Consider the following 25,092-nt stretch of genomic DNA (forward strand, 5'->3'; position numbering starts at 1 on the left):
CCACCATTTTATGATTTTCCTTTAAAAGACCAGGTAATAGCGAACGAGGCAATTAGTGTGCCTTGTTTGTCCCTGCCTTCGCTGCGTAGGGTAACGGTGACCGCTTCCTCCTGGTTCATGGCCTTGCTGATGGCTTCTTTCAGCGCCGGAAGGTCTTTACAGGTGAAGTAGGTAAGGCCGGTGGCTTTTTTCACGAAAGTGGATTCCAGTCCGGTAACAAGCATGGATATACGTTTTGGCGCACTCTGAACATACATCATGGCAGGCAGGCCGGTGCTCATTTCTGCGGCCATAGCGAGGCAGGCGAAGTAAGTGGACCGGAACGGGTTCTGTGACAGCCAGCGGAACGGGACGGAAGTGGTACAGGCGTCTTCTGTGATGGACTGCATCCGCACCCCGGCCAGCCATGCGGCCGGCAGCTTCCAGAAGAGGTAAGCCCTAAACTTAAACGGATGCTGCGCAAACTTTATAAAAGTATGCACAGCATCCGTATTGAAAGTGGTCATGCCGTTATTCATGGCAATATTATTCGTTGACGTAATTGGAAGGCAGCAAAGCAGCTGGTGACCATTGTTTGAAGAACTCCGTCAGTTTCTTTTTGTCATAGGAGTCCGCCGATTCCAGCAGGCCTGTATTCTGCGTATGCAGCCGGTTGCCTTTGGCGTCCAGTACTACCAGTACCGGGAAACCGAAACGCTGTGGATATCCCAGTTCTTTCAGGACAGGCAGGTTTTTGTTTTCCTTGCTATAGTTGAGGTGATATACCACAAAATTCTTGTCCATAGCAGCTTTCAGCTCTGCGTCATCTTCCACGAACTTGTACAGCCGTTTGCACCAGATGCACCAGTTGCCACCTATCTGTAACAGCACATGTTTTTTCTCTGCAGCGGCCTGTTTAACGGCAGCGGCTATATCCGCCTTAGCATCTGCGGAAGGGTTGTAAATGTGTTCCAGGTCATGTGTCTGCGCCTGGACCTGCATCGCCGGCAGGGCGAAAAACAGTCCGAGGAGCAATGCCCATACCATCTTCTTCATAAAAATCGATTTATTCATCCTGTCTAATTTACACTATATTTTGCACATAAGCCTGAATGGCTTGCTGCGCCTGATGACTGTCGGCCAGCTGCAAAGAAATGATGTCTTTCAGCTGTTGGCGTAGAGCGGCGTCATATACGGGCACGCATACTTCAATACGGCGGTGCAGGTTCCGGTTCATCCAGTCGGCCGAGCCCATATACACTTCTTCGTGTCCGTTGTTATGGAAGATAAACACCCGTGCATGTTCGAGGTAACGGTCCACGATACGCACAATGCGGATACCATCGCTTTCAGGGATACCTGTCTGCAGACAGTTGATGCTGCGGACAATCAGGTCCACTTCCACGCCAGCCTGGCGGGCTTCGTACAGTTTCGCGATCATCGATTTCTCCTGGAGGTTATTAATTTTCACGGTAACCTTTGCCGGCAGGCCCTTTTGTGCATTCGCGATCTCCCGGTCTATCATATCCGTGAAGCGGGTAAGCATATTAAACTGTGCTACCAGCAGATGCTCAAATTGGAGAAAATGATAGGCCATCGGCTGCTCCCGGCTTTGCAGGTAGAGGAACAACAGTTCCATTTCCCGCGTAATGCCGGTATGAGCGGTAAACAGCACATGGTCGGTATAAAAACGGGCTGTGCTTTCGTTGAAATTGCCGGTGGCGATCAAACCGGAATAGTCCCAGAGGTAGCCGCGGCGGCGCTTTACCAGCGCTGTTTTGGCGTGTACTTTCATGCCGGGGATACTATAAATCAGTTTCACACCAGCTTCTTTCATTTTCTTGGACCAGCGGATATTATTGGCTTCATCAAAACGGGCCTTGAGCTCTACGAAGACGGTCACGGCTTTCCCGTTTTGCGCGGCGCTGATCAGCGCCTGTGCTATCTGTGAGCCGGAGGCGATCCGGTAAAGGGTTACATATATCTCTTCCACGTCGGGGTCTACGGCAGCTTCACTGAAGAACCTTAACACCGGGTCGTACTGCTCGTAGGGTAGATGCAGTAGCAGGTCCTTACGCTGTATCAGGTCCAGCAGATAGTCTGCAGCAGCAGCTTCCGGCTGCACTACCGGCCTGGCTTTGGGATACAGGGCGCCGGAAAGGCCTGCCGGCATGGGCAGGTCTGCCAGGTCTTTCAGGTTGTGGTAACGACCGCCGGGCACCATTTCATTATCGGCCGCTTCAAACTGGCCGGCGAGGAAGTTACGCAACGACAACGGCATGGAGGCGTCATACAGGAAGCGGGTGGGCACGCCCAGCTCCCGCTTGCGGATCATAGTTTCTACTTCTTCCAGCACATCACCTTTCATTTCGTCCATGTCTATTTCCGCGTTACGCGTCAGTTTGATGCAATAGCTATGATGGATAATGTAGCCACGGAAAAGGTAGGGCAGATGGGCCCGGATAATATCATCAAGGAAGGCGATATGAAATTGCCCGTCAGGCGCGTCCAGTGTCAGGAAGCGCTTCAGACCGGAGGGAATATTCACCAGCACAATTTCCTGTTTATCGGGCGTACCCTGCGGACTGACTGTCACCACGAGGTACAGGGCATTGTTCTCAGGGAAAAACTTTTTATGCCGGTGGCTGAGCCACACGGGCAGCAGCCAGGCCTGTACGGTAGCCTGAAAGTAAGCCCGCGTACGGGCGGCCAGTTCCGGCGCCAGCCCTGTGCCGTAGAACAGCGTGATACCTTGTTGTTGCATGGCCGGTAACAACATACCGGTAAATATCTTCCCGTATTCTTCCTGCTGCCGGTTGATGGTGTCCATCACTTCCTGTAATGTTTCCGGGGTGGGAGATTCTTCACCGGCGGCATCCGGGTCTCGTTCCAACACCTTGTTAATAGCCAGTATGGCAGGCATTCTGACGCGGAAAAACTCATCGAGGTTGGAAGAGAAAATGGACAGAAATTTAATGCGTTCGTATAGTGGTACCTGTGGATCGGCTGCCATCTGCAAAACCCTGTGGTTGAAGGACAACCAGCTGAGATCGCGGTTATATAAAGGAATAGCCATGAATACTTATGCTTTTACCGGGAAAAAGATGGCTGCGATCATGAAGGCCAGCACAGACGATATCAGGCCAAACATAAATACGTTATAGGAGATGCGGAGCAGTTTGTATTTGTGGGCCAGTACCACGCCAAGGTGATATACGTCTTTGGTCATGCTGCCATAGAGGAAATCAGCGTCGTCCATCATCTTTCTCATGCCCCATTCATATTCATCCAGCTTCATTCTGTAGAAGTTACCGAAGAAAAGCAGGTTGGCGTTTTTGTTGTTGATATCTTCCCTGGTGAAAGTTCCGCTGGTGACATTGGGCCGGGTGGCCAGCACCGCAAAAATGATGGTGGTAACAGAGGTGACCAGGAAGATAATGGCCGGGATGACCATATTGGGATAGTCTTCTATCCGCCGTACCAGTACCGAGAGCATAAAGGAAATGATAATGGAGTTCACCGATATCATGATATGCGCTTTGCTGTCGGCCATGGAGCTTAACCGGATATGGTTGGTGGAGGTGATGCGGAACATCGTCTCTACGCCGCGGTCGGGTTTTTTATCTTTTTCCTTCTTTTTATTTTTCTCCAGCAGCTGAGCATCCGGTGTAGCGGCATTGTCGGCGGCTGCGGCTACCTGCGTGGTTGCTGTTTCAGCGGCTTCGGCCGATTTTTTTTCCATTTTTTTATACAGCTTCTGCAGGTTTTCTTCTTTTTGTTGTTTGGTGTAGGTCTGCGCGTAGTCGGTCCAGTAGTGGTGTGCAGTGAGAAATTTGATATTGCCGGCCAGCCAGGTGCTGGTAGGCACTTCCTGTTGGTTCCTCATCTCCACTTCTTTACGCAGCAGTTTGTTGCGGTCGGCGAAATCTTTGGAGCCGAGGTGGAACAGGTCTGCATCACAAACAATTTGTTCTACCAGGTTATGAGGCGACTGCGGCATTTTAGTGGCCAGGATGGCGCCTTTTACCATGGCCTGTATACTTTCCGGCGCCTGCTGGCTTTGCAGGAAGTTGACAGCTTCCGCTGCGCCGTTTTCTTCGTGTTTGCCTGCTTCTCCTATCAGATAGCCGGCATCGTGAAACCATGCAGCAACGTAAACGGCTTGTAGTTCTTCGTCCTGAAGGCGGTAATGGGCGGCGATCTGAGCGGCTGCTTTTACCACCTGCAGCGTATGTTCAAGGTTGTGATACACCAGTTCAGGATGTGGGTGTTGCTGATACTGGGTCATCACAAAGTCTCTGGCGGCATCGATGAGTGAGCTGTTCTGCATATTCTTAGTTTTGTCCGGCAAAGGGAGAAAGCGGTACTTTTGCGTGCATTCCCCGATTTGCGCCTTTGCATGACGGAAGTTACTGCATTTTTGAGTTAAATTTATGCTACAAAGCCGATGTATGAACAGAACAACCCTGTTGCTAATCATGTTGATGTTCCTTTCCTGTAATAACCTTAGTGACCAGGAACAGAAAGTATTCGCCTCCCCGGCAGGCTACGACCTCAAAGCGCCGGTACGCTACAGGGTCAGGGAATCGATGCAGGAGATCTCCGGTATCGAAGCTTTCCCGGACGAAACCAATATGATCGCGATCAACGATGAAGAAGGCAGGGTGTATCAGATCAACGTCCATACCTCCAAGGCCTATCCTTCCTGGAAATTCGCCAAACACGGGGATTATGAAGACATCTGCCGTACAGACAGCGGATGGTTTGTGCTCAAAAGCAACGGCTCCCTATATGAAGTACACGGGCTTTTCTCCGACAGCGCTTCCAGCACCCATCACAAATTTCCCAAAGAAGGAAAACGGGAATTTGAAACTACTTATTTCGACAGCGCCCGCAACGCGATCGTACTGGTCACCAAAAACGCGCCTGATGATAAAAAAGAAGGCATGACCAGCGCCTACCGCTTTGATCTCGCTACCCGTACGTTTGATACGGTGCCCATCTACCGGCTGGACAATGCGGAGATAGCCAAACTGGCCGGTACAGACATGCGTTTCTTCAAACCATCTGCCGCAGCCATCCATCCGATCGAAAAAAGACTGTATATCGTGGCGTCGGTCAACGGACTGCTGGTGATCACCGACCTGCAGGGACATGTCCAGGAAGCCTATAATCTTAAACACCGGCTCTTCCTGCAACCGGAAGGCCTTACCTTTGCGGCTAATGGCGATCTGTATATCTCCAATGAAGGCGGTTATGACGGCACAGCCAATATTCTAAAATTCACTTACCAGCGCAAATGATCAACAGAGCCATCATCCTCGTCACACTAGCTTTTCTGACCTGCGGCCGCATGTTTGCGCAATCACCCGCCGTCGTTAAAAGAATTATCCTCATCGGCGACGCCGGCGAACTGCATGAAAACGGACATAACCCGGTGGTAGACGCGGTGAGACAGAAATATGACCTGCAGCAGGATATCAACACGGTCCTGTTCCTCGGCGATAACGTATACCCGCGTGGGTTACCTGACCAGGCCAGTAAATCCTACCCGGTGGCCAGAGAGATATTGGACTACCAGGCAGGACTGGTAAAAGGCACCCGCTCCAAAGGCATTTTTATTCCCGGTAACCACGACTGGGACAAGAGTAAACCCGACGGATGGCAGGTAATCCGCAACCAGCAACAATATATCGATTCCCTGCACCTGGAGAACGTGGACTTCCTGCCTAAAGACGGCTGCCCCGGTCCCATAGAAGTGAAGCTGGCAGATAATATTACCCTCATTATCATGGACAGCGAATGGTGGGTGTTCCCTTATCAGAAACCGGGAACGGAATCGTCCTGCGACTGTAAGGACAAGGAAGAAATAGTAGGCCGGCTGGCAGACATTGTTGCCAATAACCGGAACAAGCTGCTTATTTTCGCCACACACCACCCATTCCGCAGCTATGGCCCTCATGGAGGATATTATACCATCAAACAACATATTTTCCCGCTTACAGATCTGAAACCATGGCTGTATGTGCCCCTGCCGGTAATAGGCTCGATCTATCCGCTGGCACGTGGTGTGTTCGGTACACCGGAAGATATCCCTAATCCTAAGTATCAGAATATGATCAAAGGAGTGGAGGAAGCCTTTAAGCCACACGGCCCGGTAGTCTTTGTTTCCGGACATGACCATACGTTACAGCTGATAAAGGACAAGTCCAACACCTATATCGTGAGCGGCAGCGGTGCTAAAAACAACCGGGTAAAGAAAGGGGGTAAATCGTTGTATGCCACTTCAGAGAATGGTTTCAGCGCATTGGAAGTGATGTCCGACGGTACCGTTAGAGCGCAGTACTTCCTTGCGAAAGACTTGACAGCCCCGGCTTTCAGTGACACGGTATTGCGGATTCAGGATATCCGCAGCCAGGGACTGCAGTTCCGCGAGCCTTCCAATCTGCCTGCATATGTAAAAGTCGCTGCTGATACACAGTACGCACGTGTGAATAAATTTCATCGCTTCCTGTTAGGCAACAATTACCGGGAGGTATGGAACACGCCGATGAACTTCCCGGTGATAGACCTGCAAAAAGAAGGATATACCATTTTACAGCGCGGCGGTGGAAAACAAACCCACTCGCTCCGGCTGGCAGACAGCTCCGGCACGGAATACGCCATGCGCTCCCTGAAGAAATTCCCGCTGGCCGCCATCCCGGAGATGCTGCGTGAAACCATCGCCCGTGAAGTGGTGCAGGACCAGATATCAGCTTCCAATCCATACGCCCCGCTGGCTGTCAGCGTACTGGCGGAAGCCGCCGGTGTACCGCATACCCATCCTTCTTTTGTGTACCTGCCGCTGGACACCACGCTCGGCACCTACGCCAATGTATTTGGTAACGAAGTGTTTCTGCTGGAAGAAAGAGAACCGGTGACCGGCGATAAAGACAAAACCTATAGTACGCCTAAAGTACTCGATAAGATACTGGGCGATAACGATATTCATGTGGACCAGAAAGCCGTGCTCCGCGCACGTATCTTCGATACCTACATCATGGATTTTGATCGTCATGACGACCAATGGCGCTGGTACCGCGAAAAACACAAAGGACAGGAATACTACTACCCGGTGCCACGTGACCGCGACCAGGCTTTCTTCGTAAATGAAGGACTGCTGCCCCGTATGATATGTAAGCCATGGATTCTTCCCGGTATTCAGGGCTTCCGCGACCGTATCCCGGATGTGAACGGCTTCCAGTTCAGCGCCCGCTATTTTGACCGCTCCTTTATGAATGAGCTGGAGAAAAAAGACTGGGAAAAACAAACGGATAAATTCCTCCGTAAAATGACGGACAGCGTAATACAAGCCGCCGTCAATGCCTTCCCGGAGACTATCCGCAAGCAGGTGGCGCCTATGATGGTACACCGGCTTTCCGTTCGCCGTGACATCCTCAAAGACAACATGCTCAAATACTACCGCTTCCTGGCCAAAGGAGTAGACGTGCCCGCTACTCAAAAGAATGAACTGATACAGGTGGAAAAACTGGAAGGAGGCGCGGTGTCCCTGAACATGTTCAAGATCAGCAAAAAGGGCGAAGTGGAGCAGAATATCTATTCCCGTACCTTCAATCCCAAAGAAACAAAAGAGGTAAATGTATACGGGCTGGGCGGCCACGACCGCTTCGAGATCAGGGGCAATCACGGTACGCCTATACGGATACGCCTGATCGGTGGTAAGGATGCAGATACCTATGTGGACAGTTCCACTTCCGGCGGCGGAAAACGGATACGGATATACGACCAGCGTACGGGCAAAGACACGTTCCTGCTGGATGGCCATACGCAACGCCGCCTGTCCGACAACCCGGAGAATATAAGCTACAACCGCAATGCCTTTAAGTATAACAAAACCTTCCCTATGCTGGCCGCCGGTTACAACCGTGACGACGGTGTTCAGCTGGGCCTGGCTTTGCAAATGATCCGGCATTCCTTCCGTAAAGAACCTTATGCGGCCAAACATATCTTTACAGCTACCCATTCGCTGGCCACCAGGGCATGGAACTTTAAATACGATGGCGAGTTCACCGACGTAATCGGCAAGTCAGATCTCTTGCTGGCGGCAAGCGCCAAGGCGCCGAACAATACCATCAACTTCTTCGGCCTGGGCAATGAAACAGTTTTTGATAAGAGTGGCGGCAAGCGCATTACCTATTATCGCGCCCGGTTTAACCTGTATTCGCTGGAAGCATTGCTCCGCACAAGCCTGAGCAATCACTTCAGTATCTCATACGGGCCCACCCTCAACAACTATGCGTTTGATAAAGATGAAAACGATAATCGTTTCATCACCAATTTCAGTAAAAATGGATTGGACTCTGCCAGCGTATACAGCAATAAATCTTATGCAGGTCTGAAGCTGGTGGCCCAGGTAGATACCCGTAATAACAAGCTGATACCGACGAGAGGCATCCTATGGACCACCTCCTGGACAGGCAGCAAAGGTCTCAACGGCGATAGCCGGAACTACACCCGCCTGCAATCTGACCTGAGCCTGTATATGAGCTTCCGGGTGCCGGCCAATTTCGTGATCGTCAGCCGTTTTGGCGGCAGCAAAATCTGGGGCGATTATGAGTTTTTCCAGGCGGCAACCATCGGTGGCACACAGAACCTGCGCGGCTTCCGCAACTACCGTTTTGCAGGTGGTGCGTCCGCCTATAACAATACAGAGGTCAGGGTGAAACTATTTGACCTGAAGACTTATGTATTACCGGCCACGGTAGGGCTGCTGGCCTTTAATGACGTGGGCCGTGTATGGAAGGACAATGAACATTCCCATGTATGGCACGATGGATATGGCGGCGGTGTATACCTGGCGCCGGTGAATGCGCTGATCGTCACAGCTGTGGTAGGGCATTCGAGCGAAGAAACAATACCATACATTACATTAGGATTTAAATTCTGACGCATAAAAAAAGACCGGGGCCTTCGCTCCGGTCTTTTTTTATATCGATATCATCAGATGCCTGATTCCGGTAAATCCGGGTCCATATTCACTCTTACACGCAATGCTTTGAGACCGCTGACACCCTGCAGCTCTTCAAGGTCCAGCATTTCGATATCAGGCAGCAGGATGTTTTTTGCCTGGAGGAAAGAGATATATTTCCTGAACTCTTCCATTTCCCGCACATAGGAATACACCATGGCGATAGTACCCGGTTGGGTAAGACGTTCGCCGGTATCTTTCACATGTACTTTATCGATTCTTTTTTTGATGATCTCATAGCGGATGTTATAGGCGCCTTCCACGTCGAAGCGGCGTTCGTCGCTGCGGAAACTGATAGTAATAGGCGCGCTGTGCATGAGGATCATCTGTGTGGTCTGCAACGGTATTTTCAGCTGTGGCGATATTTTATTGGTCAGCCTGGCAATACGGGCCATGGATGAAAGCTGCCACAGGCGCAGGTTACGCAGGTACAGGTGGTCAAATTTCTTTTCCTGCGCAATGGACTGTCCGATGTAGATCGTGTATTCGATACCGTCAGTACGGTACTTTTCAAAGTAGCAGGGGAAAGACTGCTGGATATACAGCCGTTCCTTTTCCAGGTACTGGCTGATAGCCCTGTTGATGACAGACAGGCTTTCTTCGTATTCGCGCCGGTGACGGAATACGTGGCCCTGTTCCTTGTCAATCTTATTGAAGTAGTTGTTCAGTACTGGTTGCAGGGTTTCGCTGCCTTCGCACAGGTGTTCGAGTATCGGCTGGATTTCCTGTTCCATGAATTCGTTCACCTTCAGGTCTTCGCCGGCAGTCAGGTTGTCGCTGAGGCCCTGCATCAGGTCTTCTGTCTTAAACATCAGTTCTTCCAGCAGGGGCAGGTGTACTTCCTGTGCTATCTGTTGCAGGGTGTATTTAATCAGTTCCAGCTGTTCCTGGAGGTCTTCCCGCAGGGCGTTGCCCTGTTGTACGGACGAGTTGCGGATATCGATGGCGCCGTACAGCGGGTATACTTCTTCAAAAGAGATGTTCTCAATGTCCTTGCGTTCTTCCGGAGGTGTCAGGAGGTAGTTCCAGGCAGCTTCAGTGAATTTCCATTCCACGGAAGGTTGCAGGGCGGTGAACTGGTCTTTCAGTACTTCGTTGAGGCGGTTGTCGAGGATGCTCATGCTCCTGCTGAGCATCATGACAATCAGCGGGTAGGTGCTTTCCAGCTTCCACAGCGGTTCGGCAGACAATGCGCCGGGCGTGGAAGATGCCAGTTCCAGTACACCCAGTATTTCTTTTTTATGGGTGATGGGGAAGAGGATGAAGCTCTGGATATTTTTAATAGGCAGATATTTCAGGAACGGATACTGCGTAAGGCTGGTTTCATTTACCGTGGGCAGTATCAGCGGCGTTGGCTGTTTGGCCGCATGCTCCAGCAGCAACTGGAAGAAATGCTGCTGTTGTTTTTTGTTGCCGACACCGAGAATAGGATCGGCGTTGGAAAACTGTTCTTCCAGCACGTTCTTGCCGTTTACTTTCGGGAACGGCACAATGTGGGCGGTGATCCCTCTGCCGCCCATGATGGTGGGGATCATTTTTTCCAGCGTACGATAGCTTTCCACTTCGTTGCTGGCTTTCATGTTCATCACCAGCCCTTTGATATTGTTCAGAATTTCGGTCTGGGTCACGTCTTCCACGGTCCAGATCACGAACCCTTCGAGGGCGAAATTATCCGGGGGGATAATATCTTTCAGTACGTCGGGACAGGTCTGATAGGTGCAATAGTTGTTATAGTCCAGTGGCGGCGGGGTATCGCCTTTCACCTTTACATCCACAAATCGCGGGTCTATATTGACTTTCACATATTTTTTGGTGCCATCAGGAAGTTCCATATGATGGATGATCTCATTCTGATAGTTGACAGGGTAGTGATATACTCTCTCCAGAATGAGCTTGTACAGCCAGGTCAGCTTGTCTTTTTTGACTTTGCTGACAGACATGCCCTGTGGTACGGCCACCAGTCCGTTGTCGGTAAACATTTTACGGAACAGGTCGGAATAATAAAAGATGGCGAATTTAAACGGTACGCCGATGCCGTAGATATCACGGTTGGTATCAGTAGTGACAGGGAATATGGCCGCTGTCAACAGGTCGAGGTATTCTTTATATTCCGCAAGGTCGGTTGATGGGGGAATGGGTTGGAGGATTTCAGGATGGCCTTCAAATTTCCGTATGATCATTCGATAAAACGCGGAGCGTGGATCGTCGTCATTCGCCGCCTTTTCCTTCAGGAAGCGGACGAAGGGGACGAAAGATATATTAGAATCAATTACCTGTTCATCATGTATTACACTGGAGTCTGCAGTTAAAATCTTCATATAAACGGTATAAAATTATCACCAAAGGCTGTTCATTTGTGCGCCAGCAAAAAAAAATTTCTATTACAAGTAACAGTTAAAAACAGTGCAGGAGTAACAAGGGGAGATAGTATGCAGACGTAAAGGTAGGGCCAATATTTTAAATTTGATTATTTTGATATTTGGCTATTTTATCGCTGTTGATATACAGCTTTTTATAAATAGCCAAATATCAAAATAATCAAAATGACTATACAAGTTCGATCTGGTTTTTCAGCAGGTCTTCAATGGTATCGCGTTTACGGATCAGGAAGGGCTTACCGTCTTTCACCAGCACTTCCGCAGGTTTGAGGCGGGAGTTGAAGTTGGAAGACATTTCAAAGCCATAGGCGCCGGCGTTATAGAACACCAGGTAGTCGCCTTCGCGGACTTCATTGATTTTGCGGTCCCATCCGAAGGTGTCTGTTTCACAAATATTACCCACTACGGTATAGATACGTTCAGTGCCTTTCGGGTTGGATATATTGCGTATCAGGTGGAATGCGTCGTAGAACATGGGCCTGATCAGGTGGTTAAAGCCGGAGTTAACGCCTACGAATACGTTGGCGGTAGTTTGTTTGATCACATTGGCTTTTACCACGAAGTAACCGGACTGGCTTACCAGGTATTTTCCTGGTTCGAACCAGAGCTGGAGTGGTTTTTCGTAGTTTTTGGCGAAGTTGTTGAAAGCGTCGCTCAGTTTTTTGCCCAGCAGGTCGATATCTGTTTCGGGATCGCCTTGCTGGTAGGCTACTTTAAACCCGCTGCCCAGGTCGATGGATTCGAGGTCCGGGAAGTGCTGGGTCATCTCAAACATGATTTCCACGCCGCGGAGGAATACGTCCACGTCTTTGATTTCGGAGCCGGTATGCATGTGCAGGCCGGTCACTTTCAGTTTGGTGGATTTCACGATCCTTTCGATGTGGCGCATCTGGTGGATGGAGATACCGAATTTGCTGTCGATATGCCCGGTGGAGATTTTAAAGTTGCCGCCCGCCATGATATGGGGGTTGAGCCGGATGCAGATGGGATAGCTGCCTCCGAATTTGTTGCCAAATTGTTCCAGTATGGAGAGGTTATCGATATTGATAATCACGCCCAGGTCTTTGGCCGCAATGATTTCCTGCAGGTCAACGCAGTTGGGGGTAAAGATGATATTTTTAGGATCAAAGCCGGCTTTGAGGCCCAGCTGTACTTCCTGTATGGATACCGTGTCCAGTCCGCAACCAAGGGAATTGATGTACTTCAGGATGTTGATATTGGTCAATGCCTTACAGGCGTAGAAAAAGCGGGTGTTGGCCTTATGAAAGGCTTTCTGGAGCTTTTCATACTGGGTTTTGATCTTTTCTGCGTGGTATATGTATACCGGGGTACCAAATTCTTCTGCTATTTTCACCAGAAAGTCGGTAGCAAGAACGTCGCTTTGTTTAGGCATTGATTTACTCCTTGATTTAAGAATGAGGAGGCAAAATTACTACGCAAAACTGAGAAATTATATAGGAAAGGATGAAATCAGTCATCCGCGCCTTCCCCTTCCATAAATCCTTCGATGCTTCTCCGGTCTTTTTTGGTAGGACGTCCTATTTTGCTTTGTCTTTTGCCGGTATGGAATACAGCGGCTATGGCTTTGGGAGCGGTTTTATCCTCTTCCGGGGTATTGTCCACATAGTATTTGATGGCTTCACTGTAAGCTACGCGGTTGGCCAGGAGGCCGGTTACCTGTATGAGCCATTTACGGCCTTCTGTTTTAATTTCAAAGTTATCGCCGATGGCTACTGGTTTGGCGGCTTTCACATTATTGCCGTTCAGTTTCACTTTCCCGCCGTCGCAGGCTTCTGCGGCCTGGCTACGGGTCTTGAACACACGGATGGACCAGAGATATTTGTCTACCCGCAATTTTTCGGTATTACTCATATCATATGTGTTTATTTTTTCATTTTGATATTTTTTCATTTCGAAACAGCCAGGCTGCCTTCAAAATGAAAAAATATCAAAACGAAAAAACGAATTATTTGCTCATCTCGGCAAAATACTGATGGAAATACGGGATGGTCTCAATGCCTTTATAGTAATTGGCCACGCCATATTTCTCATTGGGGGAGTGGAGGTTGTCGCTGTCCAGTCCAAATCCCATGAGAACAGTTTTAAGTCCGAGGGTTTTTTCGAAGAGCGCTACGATCGGGATACTGCCACCGCCGCGAACGGGAATGGGGTCTTTGCCGAAAGTGGCGGATATTGCTTTGTGGGCTGCTTTGTAGGCCACAGAGTCTGTCGGTGTTACGTAAGGGCTGCCACCATGATGTTTGTTCACTTTTACGGTCACGCTCTTCGGAGCGATGGCTTCAAAGTGTTTGGCAAACAGGTCAGAGATCTCGTGCCAGTCCTGGTTAGGAACAAGGCGCATAGAGATTTTCGCGAATGCTTTGGATGGCAGTACGGTTTTGGAGCCTTCACCGGTGTAACCGCCCCAGATGCCATTTACCTCCAGGGTAGGACGGATACCGGTACGTTCGATGGTGCTATAGCCTTTTTCGCCCCATACATCGTTGATCCCCAGGTCCTTTTTGTATTCTTCTTCGTCAAAGGGGGCGGCGTTGAGGGCAGCTCTTTCTTCGGCGGTCAGTTCCTGTACCTTGTCGTAGAAGCCGGGGATGGATATGTGGTTGTTTTCATCGTGCAGGGAAGCGATCATTTTAGCGAGGATGGTGGCCGGATTGGCTACGGCGCCGCCATAAACGCCGCTGTGCAGGTCGCGGTTAGGACCGGTCACTTCTACTTCCATGTAGGCGAGGCCACGCAGGCCGGTGTCGATAGACGGTGTTTCCAGGCTGATCATCGAGGTATCAGAGATCAGTACCACGTCCGCCTTCAGTTTTTCCTTGTTTTGCTCCAGGAAGATGCCCAGGTTGGCAGAACCCACTTCTTCTTCCCCTTCGATCATGAATTTGATATTGCAGGGGATGGTGTTGGTTTTGTGCATGGTTTCAAAGGCTTTTACATGCATGTAAAACTGTCCTTTGTCGTCTGCACTGCCACGGGCATATATGTTACCGTCTTTGATAACAGGTTCAAACGGGCCGCTGTGCCACAGTTCCAGCGGATCTGCGGGCTGTACGTCGTAGTGGCCGTAAACCAGCACGGTAGGCAAAGAAGGATCGATGATCTTTTCTCCGTAAACGATGGGATGTCCTGCGGTGGGGCATACTTCTACATTATCCGCGCCGGCTTCCTGCAGGCGGTGCTTTACGGCTTCTGCACATTTTTGTACGTCGCCGTTAAAGCGGGAGTCAGCACTCACAGAGGGAATGCGCAGCAATTCCAGCAATTCTTCCAGGAAACGTTCCTGGTGTTGGGCCTGGTAATCTTTCCAAACTTGCATATTCAGAAAATTAAGTTCACAATGGGGTGCAAGTTAACGGAAAAACAACATTCGGGAATTTGGGATTTGCAGATTCGTTCAGGAGCAGGGGTAAATATTCAAATAGTAAAAGATCTAAATGTCTAAGTGCTACGAGATCAGTTTTTGACGTACGAGGAACTCCAGTTTTTCATTGACATCCAGCAGTTTGGCGGTCAATTCCTTGTTTTCCTTGCGCAGGGAGTAGACTTCAAAAGCCTTTTCAATATTATGCTTCAGTTCTTCCTCATTCCAGGGTTTGGAGAAATATTTATAGACCTGGCCTTTGTTAATGGCGTCCACTACGGCATTGATATCGGCGTAGCCGGTCAGCAGCATACGGATCGGTTCAGGGTATTTTTCCAGGATAGACTCGAAAAATTCGATCCCGGTCACCTTCGGCATACGCTGATCTGAAATAATGATATGAAATTCCTGTTCTTCCAGCAGTTTCACCGCTTCTTCGGCGGAGGTGGCGGTAGAAATGTTGTAAAGCCTCCTGAATGAAGCTTTAAAGGCATTCAGGTTGTGTATTTCATCATCAATATAGAGTATATGGATGTGTTGTGCACTCATTTAAGCAGACTTAGTTCCAAGTTAGTAATAATAAATGAGTTAGAAACAATGAAACCAGTTTTATCGATTTAGTATTTATCCTGCCCCATTCACTTTTGGCATTTATCGGCAGAAGGCTAACGATAAACGTTACTATAAAGGTACATATAAACATACTGTATTAGTGTGAATTTTTCAAGTATGGATGAACTTTTTTTAAAATTCATCGTTTCCCTAAGCAATAGCGATTTAGTGCATTACTTTCCATATTTTCGTGTAGGGATGAAAAATGCGCGTTTACCGTGTTTTTTGCAGCATTCACCGTGAAAACAACTACTTACACCGGCAGGCCGGGAAACAGGAACAGCTTTTGCTTTCCGGCATGGCACAAAAACTTAAATTCTTATTCAGATGAAAAAAGGCATCATTGTAATCATTGTTATCGTATTACTGGGATTGTTAGGTTGCAACAAGTACAATGGATTGGTTAAACAGGACGAAGATGTGAAGAATAAATGGGGTGTAGTACAGAGTAGCTATCAACGCAGGGCAGACCTGATCCCCAACCTGGTAAGCACAGTGAAAGGCGCCGCCAACTTTGAAACCACAACGCTCACACAGGTGATACAAGCCCGCGCCAGCGCTACCCAGGTCAAAGTGGACGTAAATGATCTCAGCCCCGAAAAAATTCAGCAATATCAGGCTGCACAGGGCCAGTTAAGCCAGGCGCTCGGCCGTCTGCTGGCTGTTTCCGAAAGCTACCCTGAACTGAAAGCCAATCAGAACTTCATGAACCTGCAGGCACAGCTGGAAGGCACCGAAAACAGGATCAACGTGGCCCGTAACGATTTCAACGATGCCGTAAAAGGCTACAACAGCAGCGTACGTTCCTTCCCTGGCAACATCGTTGCTGGTCTCGGCGGTTTTAAACAGAAAGGCTACTTCGAAGCAGCTGCCGGCTCTGAGAAAGCGCCCGAGGTTAAATTTTAATATTTAGAAATTTTATCATTTGCTTATTTGGCCGGTTGCTGCAAAACGCAACCGCCAAATAAGCAAATAACCAAATAACAAAATAGCATGCGTCTGTTCCCTTTCAGCAAAAAGAGAGAGATTTTTTCCGAAGCGGATAAAAACAAATTGGTGCAGGCTATCCGGGTAGCCGAACGGCTCACGTCCGGTGAGATCCGGTTATTCGTAGAAAACCATTGCAGTTATGTGGACCCCATGGACCGTGCCCGCCAGGCATTTGTGTCACTCGGCATGGAAAAAACAAAACAACGCAATGGGGTATTGGTATATGTGGCCCTGAAAGATCACCAGTTCGCCATCCTCGGCGACCAGGGCATCCATGATAAAGTAGGTAACGACTTCTGGCAAAAAGAGGCCACGCTCCTGAAAACACATTTTCAGCGCAACAATATCATCGAAGGGATCGAAGAATGTATCCGCGAAATCGGTGAATCCCTCCGTATACACTTCCCGCATGAGGCCGGCGATGCCAACGAGTTACCGGATGATATTGTTTTCAGTATCTGACGGCCATTATTTTAAACGACTTTTAGCATAGAAGAACATGAGGATATTACGCTGGTTTTTACCTGTATTATTGTTGTTGACGGGATTGCTGGTTAAAGCACAGAATATTCCGCCAAGGCCCAATCCTCCAACTTTAGTAAATGACTTTGCCGGCATCCTGCTGAAAGATGAGGATGAAAGGCTGGAACAAAAGCTGGTAGCCTACGACGACAGTACCTCCACGCAAATAGCGATCGTTACCCTTAAGTCAGTCGGTGACTATGACGTCAGTCAGGTAGCACTGAAAATTTTAAGGGACTGGGGAATTGGCAGAAAAGGAAAGAACAATGGTATCCTTATTCTTGTTTCCATGGAAGACAGGAAGATAAGGATCGAAACAGGTTATGGCATGGAAGGTGCTGTACCTGATGCGGTAGCCAATGAAATCATAGCACAGATCATTAAGCCCGCTTTCCGGGAAGGACAATACTATCAGGGCCTTGACAAAGCGGTTGATGCCATCATTAAGGCCGCAGCCGGCGAATACAAAGGAGATCCGCGACAAAGCAAACCGGGTATCAGCCCGGGTGCGATCTTCCTCCTCATCCTGGTAATTGTGATCATCATATCCATCATCAGCCGTGGCGGTGGTGGCGGTGGCGGCACCACTTACAACAGGCGCGGAGGCTGGATATGGCCGGTTATCGGCAGCATGGGCGGCTTCGGACGCGGTGACGGAGGAGGCTGGTCCGGCGGCGGCGGTGGCGGCGGATTCGGAGGCTTTGGTGGCGGTTCCGGCGGCGGAGGAGGCGCCAGCGGCAGCTGGTAATACTGAAAACCTTTGAAAATTTGAGATATGTCATTCATGTATGTGTTAAACGGGGATGCTACACTGTCGCTGCTACGGCAAAGCAAACTGAAAGGCGGTGTGGTAGTGTGCAGGGAAATGATGAGCGAAGGCAAAGTAAAAGTCACCAAAGACGCTGATACGTTTTTTGAAAGCCGCGCCAAACATCTCGAATTTCATTACGGAATCGATAAACAAACTTATTTTACCAATGTAGTACATGAGCTGGAGAAATTAAAAAACTCCGGCTCATTTGATGAAATAGTCCTCTGGTTTGAAGCAGACCTCTTCTGTCAAATCAATCTCCTCTTCATTATCCATTACCTTAAAATCAATCTCGCCACGCTGCCGCCCATTAGCCTGGTAGACCTTCCCCATCACCGCGAAGCGACAGACTTTCCAAAGTTGCTGGAAGAACGGGTACTGCTCCAGCCGGCAGATATTCAGCACGCCCTCGACGCCTGGGACGCCTATTGCGACGATACCCCGCTGGCACTGGAAACCATCTCCCATATGCCGGCAGGCAACCTCAAACACCTGCCCGCAGCCATCCATGCACACCTGCAACGTTTTCCCAATCTGGAAAACGGGCTCAGTGCCATCGAAAAATTTTTCCTGCAGAAACTCTCCATGGGCCGTTACCGGGGATATGACCTCTACATCGCTTTCTGGGACGAGCTGTGGATATACGGCTTCGGTGATTTTCAGCTGGACCTGCTGGTGCAACGGATGCAACGCGCCGGAGTAATTGAGGAAGATGCCCAGATGATCGGTATCACCAGCCTGGGCCGCGAGGTACTTAACAATGAGGAAAATTATCTCGACTACGTCCCGCTGGAACACCGCTGGCTGGGCGGTGTAAGGATGGCCAAGTCATCCTGGTGGTGGGACCCCGCTAAACAACGGATTGTAAAGAAAGCATAAAAAACAAAGAGCGAAGACGATAGTCTTCGCTCTTTGTTTTTTTATTAATCAGGTAATACTATTCTTTGATGGCTGTCCGGATAGCCTCAGACGCTTTACGCATATAGGCAGCCTGCTGTTGCAGCCCCTCGCGGTCCGCACCACTGACGGCGGTAGCGTCGCTGTCTTTCTTCCGGGAGATCTCCTGTAACCAGTTGCTGATGTAAGTGTTTACCTGGCTGTTGTTAAACTGCACGGTCATCGCCTTTACCTGGTCTACCCCGCGCTGTACGGCACTGGTATTGTTGATTTTGGAAAGGAAGCCCAGATAGTCGAATGCGGCATTCAGCTTGTCCTGACCGGAAGTTTCGTCAAATTTGGTGGCCACGAAATTGATATCGTCGGGATTGCCCTGACGGGCATATACGCCGGCGATAGCGCTCACCAGTTTGCCTTTGGTGTCTTTTTCCAGCTGTTTGGCGATGCCATAGGCTTTGTTAAGGTCCAGTTCTGACAATGCTTCCAGCGCAGCGGCTTCCACGCCGTAAGATTTATCTTTGGTGGCGGCTTCAAACAACGCAGTGTATTGCGCGTCTTTCAGATCGCCCAGTTGCTTGATGGCAGCGGCTTTGGTCAGCGAGCTCGGGTCTTGTTTGGCGATCTCCACTAATGCCGGCTCTGCGACAGTTTTTACAGCAGGCAGTTTCAGGTTGAGAGAGGAAACGGCCAGGGTACGCAGACCGTGATATTTATCCTTCAACGCCTGCACCAGCAGCTTAACGGCTTCGGGGTTACGGCCCTGCTCTTCTGTGGCTGCCTCGATAGCCACGCGGCGATCCATATACTGTGGCGCGTGGGCATACTGGTAAACATAAGTGGAGAAATCACGGTGGTCATCTTTCTTGGAAAGAATCACTTTATCAGCATCTACGTTCACCAGGTCGGGTTTGGTGGTGTAGGCAAAAGTGAAGGAATCCACGCGGTTGGCCACTGTCACATTGTAGCGCTCTTTCTTGCCGCCGGCGTAGATATCAATAGCGATCGGCAGTTGCCATACCTTGGCTTCTTTCTGGATCTGCTGGATGATAACCGTGACGTTGTTATTGTTGTATTTGTAACTGATATCCAGTTCAGGGAAACCCTGGCCGAAATACCATTGGTTGAAGAACCAGTTCATATCGCGGCCGGTCACCTCTTCAAAGGCGAGGCGCAGCTGATGGGCTTCGGTCGCCTTGAAGGCGTTGGTCTTCAGATACAGGTTCAGTGATTTAAAGAAGGCGGAATCACCGACAGCGTTGCGCAGCATGTGGAGGATACGGCCGCCTTTCTGATAGGTGATCTGGTCAAACATATCTTCCCTGTCGTGGTAATGGAAACGTACCAGGTCCTTATCACCTGAGTACTGTACCATAGAAAGGTAGGACATGGCGGCGTCGTAGCTGTGCTCGTCGGCGGCATCTTTACCGTATTTATGTTCGAGCCATAGGTATTCGCTGTAATCGGCGAAAGACTCGTTAACAGTCAGGTTGCTCCATGATTCAGCCGTGGCCAGGTCGCCAAACCAGTGATGGAACAGCTCATGCGCGATCACGCATTCATTGTAGTTGTTATTGTCGAGCAGTTCGCGGTCTGTTTTCTGAAGGAACTCCCCATGCAGGGTGGCGGTGGTGTTTTCCATCGCGCCGGACACATAATCGCGGCCGGTGATCTGGGAGTATTTTACCCAGGGGTATTCATATCCCAGTATATTGGAATAAAAGGAGAGCATCTCGGGGGTATTGCCAAAGATGTTTTTCGCGTATTTTTCAAATGGTTTTTCCAGGTAATAGTTGACTTCCTTGCCTTTCCATTTGTCTTTTACAATGGCGTAGTCGCCAACGGCCATCATAAACAGATAGGGAGAATGGGGGAGGTCCATCTTCCAGGTATCGGTACGGGTGCCGTCGGTATTGGTTTTCTGGCTTACCAGTTTACCGTTGGAAAGGGTCACATATTTCTGGGGAACGGTCATGCTGAGTTCCTGTGTGCACTTCTGGTTGGTTTTATCGATAGTAGGGAACCATACCGAAGAGCTCTCCGTTTCGCCCTGTGTCCATATCTGGGTGGGCTTGTTGGGCTCAGTGCCGTCCGGGTTAATGAAATACAGGCCTTTGGCATCAGTAATGGCGGCGCTGCCTTTTACTTTCAGCTCATTAGGCTTGCTGGTATAATTGATATAAACCACATACGATTCCGTGGCAGCATACTTTTTATCGAGTTTGATGTGCAGTTGCATGGTATCATAGCTGTAGTGCAGCGGCGTGTTTTTGCCGGCTTTTACAACAGTCACTTCATGGATGTCCATGCCTTTGGCATCGAGGGTGAGGGAGTCGGTTGCATAGAAATGGGGTTTCAGGGTAATCCAGGCTTTGCCATAGAGGTACCTTTTGGGGTAATCAAACCGTACGTCCAGTTTGGTATGTACCAGGTCATTGACCTTGGTGGCTGCCGCTCTGTAAATCTTCAGGGCCGGATCATCGGTGGCCGCTTTCCCGGATTGTGCCATCAGGGAAGTAGTAGCACCCAGGCCGGCCATCCCACCGATCAGCACACCCAGCAGGGACCGCTTCAAGTGTTGATTCATGTAAAAACTGTTTTGATTAAATATATCAGCTTCTGATTATATAAAGGGTCAAATTTAAACAAATGGCCTTATAACGAGCCAAGTGGTTAAAAATGCTATTTTTGTTAGACTAAGAGGCTAATAAATACAGCAATTATGATCAAAGCAACAGTTAACGGCAAGTCTGCGTTCAGCATCAATCAGGATGCTACCATTACCTGCAATGGCCAGGCAGTGGACTGGTCAGCGGTACAGGTACCTTCAGGTGATTACAGCATCATTATGGACGGCAACAGCTACCAGGCCCAGGTCCTGAAAGTAGACAGGGAAAGCAAAACCGTGACTTTGCAGATCAATCAACAGCAGTATGAGGTGGCCATTGAAGAACCGATAGACCAGCTGCTGGCGTCCATGGGCATTAAAGATGCGCTGGCTAAAAAAGTGAATGATATTAAAGCGCCCATGCCGGGACTGGTGCTGAAGGTGCTGGTTACGCCCGGACAGGTTATCCACAAAGGAGACCCGGTGCTGATCCTGGAAGCCATGAAAATGGAGAATGTATTCAAGGCCGCTTCGGACGCCGTAGTCAAGGAAATTAAAGTCGCAGAGCGCACCGCCGTTGAAAAAGGAGAGGTGCTGATCGTGCTGGAATAATATTTGCATAAGGACAGTTTTATACCAATTTTTAGTATGCTTCTTAAATACAGGACAGTATTATACTTACTGGCATGTTTGTTTTTTTGTGGCCGGGCATGGGCACAGAACCAGCAGCATTATGTATATATACAGAGTGAAAAAGGCCAGCCTTTCTATGTAAAGGTCAATGGTCAGGTACTGAGCTCTACAGAAAGAGGATATATCATCCTTCCCAAACTGGAAAGCGGCACCGTACCAATGTCTATTGGATATGCCCAGAGCGAAGGCCCGGCACAGGAACAGAAGTTCTACGTACGGATCGCCAAAAATGACCAGGGCTTCCTGCTGAAGAAGGGCGCCTTATACAACCTGCAGACATTCCGGGAAATCAAAGCCGATAACGGCGATGGCAGCACTGCTACGGCGGCGGCACAGGAACCTGTCCAGGAAGCAGTAGCAGCCAATAACACGGAAGATACCGCCCGTAAAGAGATGATGGGCAATCTCCAGAAAGACCTGGAAGACACTTTTTCCCAGAAAGCGACGGTGACCGGTCCTGGCAAACCATCAGCCTCCAAATCCAGTAATGCCTTTTCTTCCGCTCTTGATAAGGTGGTAGTGTCCGGTGATGACCGGGAAGAGCCGGTGGCGGAAGTCGCTCCCGTCAAACCAACAGAGGGCGCCACAGCGCCTGTAGAGGAGCAGCCTGTCGCCAAAAAGCCCCGCGGGAAGAAACATAAGGCAGAACGCGAACCGCTTACTGAAGAAGAGCAGGATATACTGAAATCTGTTATGGCAGATGAAAGCAAGGCGGCCGCCAGCGAAGCGGCTGTTGCGGACCAGCCTCAACAGACGACAGAAGAACAGCCGGCTCCTAAAAAACAGAAAAAACACAAGAAAAGGGAAGGAGATCCTGATTTTATTGAATTCCAGGAAGATGGCAAGGCCAGTGCGCCTGTTGTTGCTGCTGCACCTGCTGCTGTTGCCGCGGAAACAGCAGCTCCGGCTGTTGAACTGCCTGCCACAGAAGAGGCACCGGTAAGAAAGAAGAAAAAGCGGAAACTGTTCGATGATACCGAACACCCAAACAATATCATCACGGATTCCAGTGGTTATGGCGTTGCAATGAGCACAGAAGCGCCTTCCAGGAAAAAGAAAAAGAATGAAGAGGCAGTAGCGGAAAACTCTGAAAAGAAAGATGCCGGTAGCCGTCTGATTAATACCGATTGTGGTAATGTGATGGATGAAGCCACTTTCCGTAAGGTGTTGCGGAAGTTTGTGAGCGCCCGGTCTGATGATAGCATGATCGATGTGTTCCGTAAGTCTACCCGTAATTACTGCCTTGAAACGGCGCAGGTGAAATCACTGGCGCTGCTGGTAAGCTCTGAAGAAGCCCGTTATCGCCTGCTGGACCTGGCCTACGCCAAGACCTACGATACCGAGAAATATGGTTCGCTGGAATCGCTGCTGACGGAAAGTTATTATAAAGGCCGTTTTAAAGCGATGTTACATAAATAGCTAAATGAACACATAGATAAATAATTGGCCTTCGGCCGATGAATGAGCGAAGACGACCATCTTCGCTCATTTTTTTTAATTGTATTATTTTCGCCCCCGATGAACAGATATTTTATAGAAGTGGCCTATAAGGGTGCGCAGTACAGTGGATTTCAGGTACAGGAGAATGCACATACCGTGCAGGCGGAGGTAGACAGGGCCCTTAGCCTCCTGCTCCGGGAGAAGATCGAGAGTACTGGTTCCAGCAGGACCGATGCAGGCGTGAATGCCAGGCAGAACTTCCTGCATTTTGATACAGATGCGCCTTTGCATCCGCAGTTCCTGTATAAGATCAACGCTATTCTGCCGACAGACGTAGTGCTGAAGGGGGTATACCGGGTACCGGAGGATGCCAACAGCCGTTTTGCCGCGTTGGGCCGTTCCTATGAATATACATTGTATACCCGCAAAGACCCGTTTATGCAGGACCGCGGGTATTTCTTTCCTTATAAGCTGGATGTGGACGCGTTGCAGGAGGCAGCCGGTATTATCCGGGAGTACAGCGATTTCACTACTTTTTCCAAGCGGAATACGCAGGTAAGGACATTTATCTGTGCAATAGAGGAGTCTTTCTGGACGGTGGAAGGGGAGCGTATAGTCTATAACGTTACCGCCAACCGTTTTCTTCGGGGGATGGTGCGGGGGTTGGTAGGTACCATGCTGCGGGTGGGCCGCGGCAAGCTGACGATACCTGAGTTTCGCGCCGCTATTGAAAGCAGGGACTGTACCCGTGCGGATTTTGCAGTCCCGCCACAGGGGTTGTTCCTGATGACTGTCCGTTATCCGGAAGGATTACTGGAACCGGTTTCCTTTGTCAGATAGTGTCTGATGATATAAAGAGAAGGGACTGACCTCAACGGGTCAGTCCCTTCTTCTTTGGAGGCTGTACCGTTATTTAAAATGTCTTTCGTACGCCCGCCTTGGCGTTGTAATACAACGCCAAGGCGGGCGAAAGCAATCAAATAACCTCATAGTCCCTGTTGCTTCAGTGTTAAGGCTTCAATGCCACACCGTATAACTAATCACATCTCTCAGCCCAAAGCAATTGAATAACATCATAGCCCAGGTCGTGAGCCCTGGGAACAAAAAATGGGGGCAAATCGCCTGGTCCGGTGGATCCATGCATCATTCCCGATAAAAAAATTTTCGCCATAAAACCCTTTGTGGTAAAGGGTTTTATGGTTTTATGAAAAAATAGTTCAGCAAAAAAGTTGGAAGTGTTAAAAATCCGCCTACCTTTGCGCTCCGCTTTGATAGAAAGCACGCATACAAAAGCTCTTCACATACTTCATTTTTACGTTTTTCGAATTGGTGGCATATTGCTGTAAATAATGGATAGCAGCGTATTTGCGCTGACTGCTCTTCGAAAAGAAAAAATAAAAAAATCTTAAAAAAGATTTGGTGGAAATGAAAAGTTGCTTACCTTTGCAACCCCAACGATAACGGGGCAACGAACGGAAAGCGAAGTTGCGAAATTGAAAGATGAGATGTACGGCCGAACGGGCCACGGAGATCGGATCTCAGACATCAGCTAACGGTCAGTAAGTGATCGAAAGTTCTTTGAAAGAATGGAAACAACAGCACGAATCAAATTAGTGATAGTTTGATTCATAAACACAGGTAATGTTATAGCTAACATAATTTAAATATCCGATTAATTTTCTGAAGAGAATTAGTCAGGTATCAACTTCTTTACAATGGAGAGTTTGATCCTGGCTCAGGATGAACGCTAGCGGC

The 25,092-nt window shown here is 49.3% G+C and carries 19 protein-coding genes; 9 read left to right on the top strand and 10 right to left on the bottom strand.

From position 1 onward, the window contains the following. Positions 1–8: 8 nt before the first annotated feature. Genes HGH92_RS14550 through HGH92_RS14565 form a run of 4 tightly spaced genes read right to left on the bottom strand, consistent with a single transcriptional unit; the run spans position 9 to position 4,309 of the window. Positions 9–518, bottom strand: a complete 510-nt coding sequence (locus HGH92_RS14550; RefSeq protein ID WP_247654888.1) for a DUF4442 domain-containing protein — start codon at positions 516–518, stop codon at positions 9–11. A 7-nt stretch (positions 519–525) separates the two neighbouring features. Next, positions 526–1,035, bottom strand: coding sequence for a thioredoxin family protein (locus HGH92_RS14555; protein WP_168871406.1), 510 nt, complete (start codon positions 1,033–1,035; stop codon positions 526–528). 28 nt (positions 1,036–1,063) lie between these two features. After that, the gene (gene ppk1, locus HGH92_RS14560; RefSeq protein WP_168871407.1) at positions 1,064–3,055 is read right to left on the bottom strand and encodes a polyphosphate kinase 1; all 1,992 of its coding nucleotides are present in this window, start codon (positions 3,053–3,055) and stop codon (positions 1,064–1,066) included. Between the two features lie 6 nt (positions 3,056–3,061). Beyond that, the gene (locus HGH92_RS14565; RefSeq protein WP_168871408.1) at positions 3,062–4,309 is read right to left on the bottom strand and encodes a Pycsar system effector family protein; all 1,248 of its coding nucleotides are present in this window, start codon (positions 4,307–4,309) and stop codon (positions 3,062–3,064) included. Between the two features lie 121 nt (positions 4,310–4,430). On the opposite strand from HGH92_RS14565, the gene HGH92_RS14570 reads away from it, so the two are divergent. Both HGH92_RS14570 and HGH92_RS14575 read left to right on the top strand, forming a co-directional pair. Beyond that, positions 4,431–5,282 carry a hypothetical protein gene (locus tag HGH92_RS14570; protein ID WP_168871409.1) on the top strand — a complete coding sequence of 284 codons (852 nt, stop codon included), beginning with the start codon at positions 4,431–4,433 and terminating at the stop codon, positions 5,280–5,282. Next, on the top strand, positions 5,279–8,926 hold the full coding sequence (locus HGH92_RS14575; RefSeq protein WP_168871410.1) for a BamA/TamA family outer membrane protein: 3,648 nt from the start codon (positions 5,279–5,281) through the stop codon (positions 8,924–8,926). The genes HGH92_RS14570 and HGH92_RS14575 overlap by 4 nt, the downstream gene beginning before the upstream one ends. A gap of 53 nt (positions 8,927–8,979) precedes the next feature. On the opposite strand, the gene HGH92_RS14580 is transcribed toward HGH92_RS14575, so the two are convergent. The 5 genes from HGH92_RS14580 to HGH92_RS14600 all read right to left on the bottom strand — a co-directional run bounded on the left by HGH92_RS14580 (position 8,980) and on the right by HGH92_RS14600 (position 15,316). Beyond that, positions 8,980–11,325, bottom strand: coding sequence for a hypothetical protein (locus HGH92_RS14580; protein ID WP_168871411.1), 2,346 nt, complete (start codon positions 11,323–11,325; stop codon positions 8,980–8,982). Between the two features lie 229 nt (positions 11,326–11,554). Further along, positions 11,555–12,778 (bottom strand): diaminopimelate decarboxylase, encoded by a 1,224-nt coding sequence (gene lysA, locus HGH92_RS14585; protein ID WP_168871412.1) that lies wholly within the window; start codon positions 12,776–12,778, stop codon positions 11,555–11,557. A gap of 77 nt (positions 12,779–12,855) precedes the next feature. Beyond that, positions 12,856–13,257, bottom strand: a complete 402-nt coding sequence (locus HGH92_RS14590; RefSeq protein WP_168871413.1) for an RNA-binding S4 domain-containing protein — start codon at positions 13,255–13,257, stop codon at positions 12,856–12,858. Between the two features lie 94 nt (positions 13,258–13,351). Next, positions 13,352–14,722 carry a dipeptidase gene (locus tag HGH92_RS14595; protein ID WP_168871414.1) on the bottom strand — a complete coding sequence of 457 codons (1,371 nt, stop codon included), beginning with the start codon at positions 14,720–14,722 and terminating at the stop codon, positions 13,352–13,354. Positions 14,723–14,851: 129 nt separating this feature from the next. Next, a complete protein-coding gene (locus HGH92_RS14600) occupies positions 14,852–15,316 on the bottom strand; it encodes a response regulator (protein WP_168871415.1) in 465 nt (154 codons plus the stop codon). Positions 15,317–15,706: 390 nt separating this feature from the next. Here HGH92_RS14600 and HGH92_RS14605 point away from each other — a divergent pair, with 390 nt between their 5' ends. The 4 genes from HGH92_RS14605 to HGH92_RS14620 all read left to right on the top strand — a co-directional run bounded on the left by HGH92_RS14605 (position 15,707) and on the right by HGH92_RS14620 (position 18,581). Beyond that, complete coding sequence (locus HGH92_RS14605) at positions 15,707–16,285, top strand: LemA family protein (RefSeq protein WP_168871416.1); 579 nt, start codon at positions 15,707–15,709, stop codon at positions 16,283–16,285. 87 nt (positions 16,286–16,372) lie between these two features. Beyond that, positions 16,373–16,831 carry a TPM domain-containing protein gene (locus HGH92_RS14610; RefSeq protein ID WP_168871417.1) on the top strand — a complete coding sequence of 153 codons (459 nt, stop codon included), beginning with the start codon at positions 16,373–16,375 and terminating at the stop codon, positions 16,829–16,831. A 37-nt stretch (positions 16,832–16,868) separates the two neighbouring features. Beyond that, positions 16,869–17,639, top strand: a complete 771-nt coding sequence (locus HGH92_RS14615) for a TPM domain-containing protein (RefSeq protein ID WP_168871418.1) — start codon at positions 16,869–16,871, stop codon at positions 17,637–17,639. A 27-nt stretch (positions 17,640–17,666) separates the two neighbouring features. Then, on the top strand, positions 17,667–18,581 hold the full coding sequence (locus HGH92_RS14620) for a hypothetical protein (RefSeq protein WP_168871419.1): 915 nt from the start codon (positions 17,667–17,669) through the stop codon (positions 18,579–18,581). 58 nt (positions 18,582–18,639) lie between these two features. Here HGH92_RS14620 and HGH92_RS14625 read toward each other — a convergent pair whose 3' ends face one another. Further along, positions 18,640–21,183: a M1 family metallopeptidase gene (locus HGH92_RS14625; protein WP_168871420.1), complete on the bottom strand. Its 2,544-nt coding sequence runs from the start codon at positions 21,181–21,183 to the stop codon at positions 18,640–18,642. A gap of 135 nt (positions 21,184–21,318) precedes the next feature. On the opposite strand from HGH92_RS14625, the gene HGH92_RS14630 reads away from it, so the two are divergent. From HGH92_RS14630 to HGH92_RS14640, 3 genes are all read left to right on the top strand, one after another. Next, complete coding sequence (locus HGH92_RS14630; protein WP_168871421.1) at positions 21,319–21,816, top strand: biotin/lipoyl-containing protein; 498 nt, start codon at positions 21,319–21,321, stop codon at positions 21,814–21,816. Positions 21,817–21,894: 78 nt separating this feature from the next. Beyond that, the gene (locus tag HGH92_RS14635) at positions 21,895–23,316 is read left to right on the top strand and encodes a DUF4476 domain-containing protein (protein WP_168871422.1); all 1,422 of its coding nucleotides are present in this window, start codon (positions 21,895–21,897) and stop codon (positions 23,314–23,316) included. A gap of 99 nt (positions 23,317–23,415) precedes the next feature. Further along, positions 23,416–24,177, top strand: a complete 762-nt coding sequence (locus tag HGH92_RS14640; protein ID WP_168871423.1) for a tRNA pseudouridine synthase A — start codon at positions 23,416–23,418, stop codon at positions 24,175–24,177. Positions 24,178–25,092: the final 915 nt, after the last annotated feature.

Origin of the sequence: Chitinophaga varians (genome assembly GCF_012641275.1) — a bacterium.
GTDB lineage: Bacteria > Bacteroidota > Bacteroidia > Chitinophagales > Chitinophagaceae > Chitinophaga > Chitinophaga varians_A.

Excerpts from the sequence above, each read along its gene's own strand:
- HGH92_RS14550 (WP_247654888.1), bottom strand. The coding sequence starts at position 518 with ATGAATAACGGCATGACCACTTTCAATACGGATGCTGTGCATACTTTT.
- HGH92_RS14555 (WP_168871406.1), bottom strand. The coding sequence starts at position 1,035 with ATGAAGAAGATGGTATGGGCATTGCTCCTCGGACTGTTTTTCGCCCTG.
- ppk1 (WP_168871407.1), bottom strand. The coding sequence starts at position 3,055 with ATGGCTATTCCTTTATATAACCGCGATCTCAGCTGGTTGTCCTTCAAC.
- HGH92_RS14565 (WP_168871408.1), bottom strand. The coding sequence starts at position 4,309 with ATGCAGAACAGCTCACTCATCGATGCCGCCAGAGACTTTGTGATGACC.
- HGH92_RS14570 (WP_168871409.1), top strand. The coding sequence starts at position 4,431 with ATGAACAGAACAACCCTGTTGCTAATCATGTTGATGTTCCTTTCCTGT.
- HGH92_RS14575 (WP_168871410.1), top strand. The coding sequence starts at position 5,279 with ATGATCAACAGAGCCATCATCCTCGTCACACTAGCTTTTCTGACCTGC.
- HGH92_RS14580 (WP_168871411.1), bottom strand. The coding sequence starts at position 11,325 with ATGAAGATTTTAACTGCAGACTCCAGTGTAATACATGATGAACAGGTA.
- lysA (WP_168871412.1), bottom strand. The coding sequence starts at position 12,778 with ATGCCTAAACAAAGCGACGTTCTTGCTACCGACTTTCTGGTGAAAATA.
- HGH92_RS14590 (WP_168871413.1), bottom strand. The coding sequence starts at position 13,257 with ATGAGTAATACCGAAAAATTGCGGGTAGACAAATATCTCTGGTCCATC.
- HGH92_RS14595 (WP_168871414.1), bottom strand. The coding sequence starts at position 14,722 with ATGCAAGTTTGGAAAGATTACCAGGCCCAACACCAGGAACGTTTCCTG.
- HGH92_RS14600 (WP_168871415.1), bottom strand. The coding sequence starts at position 15,316 with ATGAGTGCACAACACATCCATATACTCTATATTGATGATGAAATACAC.
- HGH92_RS14605 (WP_168871416.1), top strand. The coding sequence starts at position 15,707 with ATGAAAAAAGGCATCATTGTAATCATTGTTATCGTATTACTGGGATTG.
- HGH92_RS14610 (WP_168871417.1), top strand. The coding sequence starts at position 16,373 with ATGCGTCTGTTCCCTTTCAGCAAAAAGAGAGAGATTTTTTCCGAAGCG.
- HGH92_RS14615 (WP_168871418.1), top strand. The coding sequence starts at position 16,869 with ATGAGGATATTACGCTGGTTTTTACCTGTATTATTGTTGTTGACGGGA.
- HGH92_RS14620 (WP_168871419.1), top strand. The coding sequence starts at position 17,667 with ATGTCATTCATGTATGTGTTAAACGGGGATGCTACACTGTCGCTGCTA.
- HGH92_RS14625 (WP_168871420.1), bottom strand. The coding sequence starts at position 21,183 with ATGAATCAACACTTGAAGCGGTCCCTGCTGGGTGTGCTGATCGGTGGG.
- HGH92_RS14630 (WP_168871421.1), top strand. The coding sequence starts at position 21,319 with ATGATCAAAGCAACAGTTAACGGCAAGTCTGCGTTCAGCATCAATCAG.
- HGH92_RS14640 (WP_168871423.1), top strand. The coding sequence starts at position 23,416 with ATGAACAGATATTTTATAGAAGTGGCCTATAAGGGTGCGCAGTACAGT.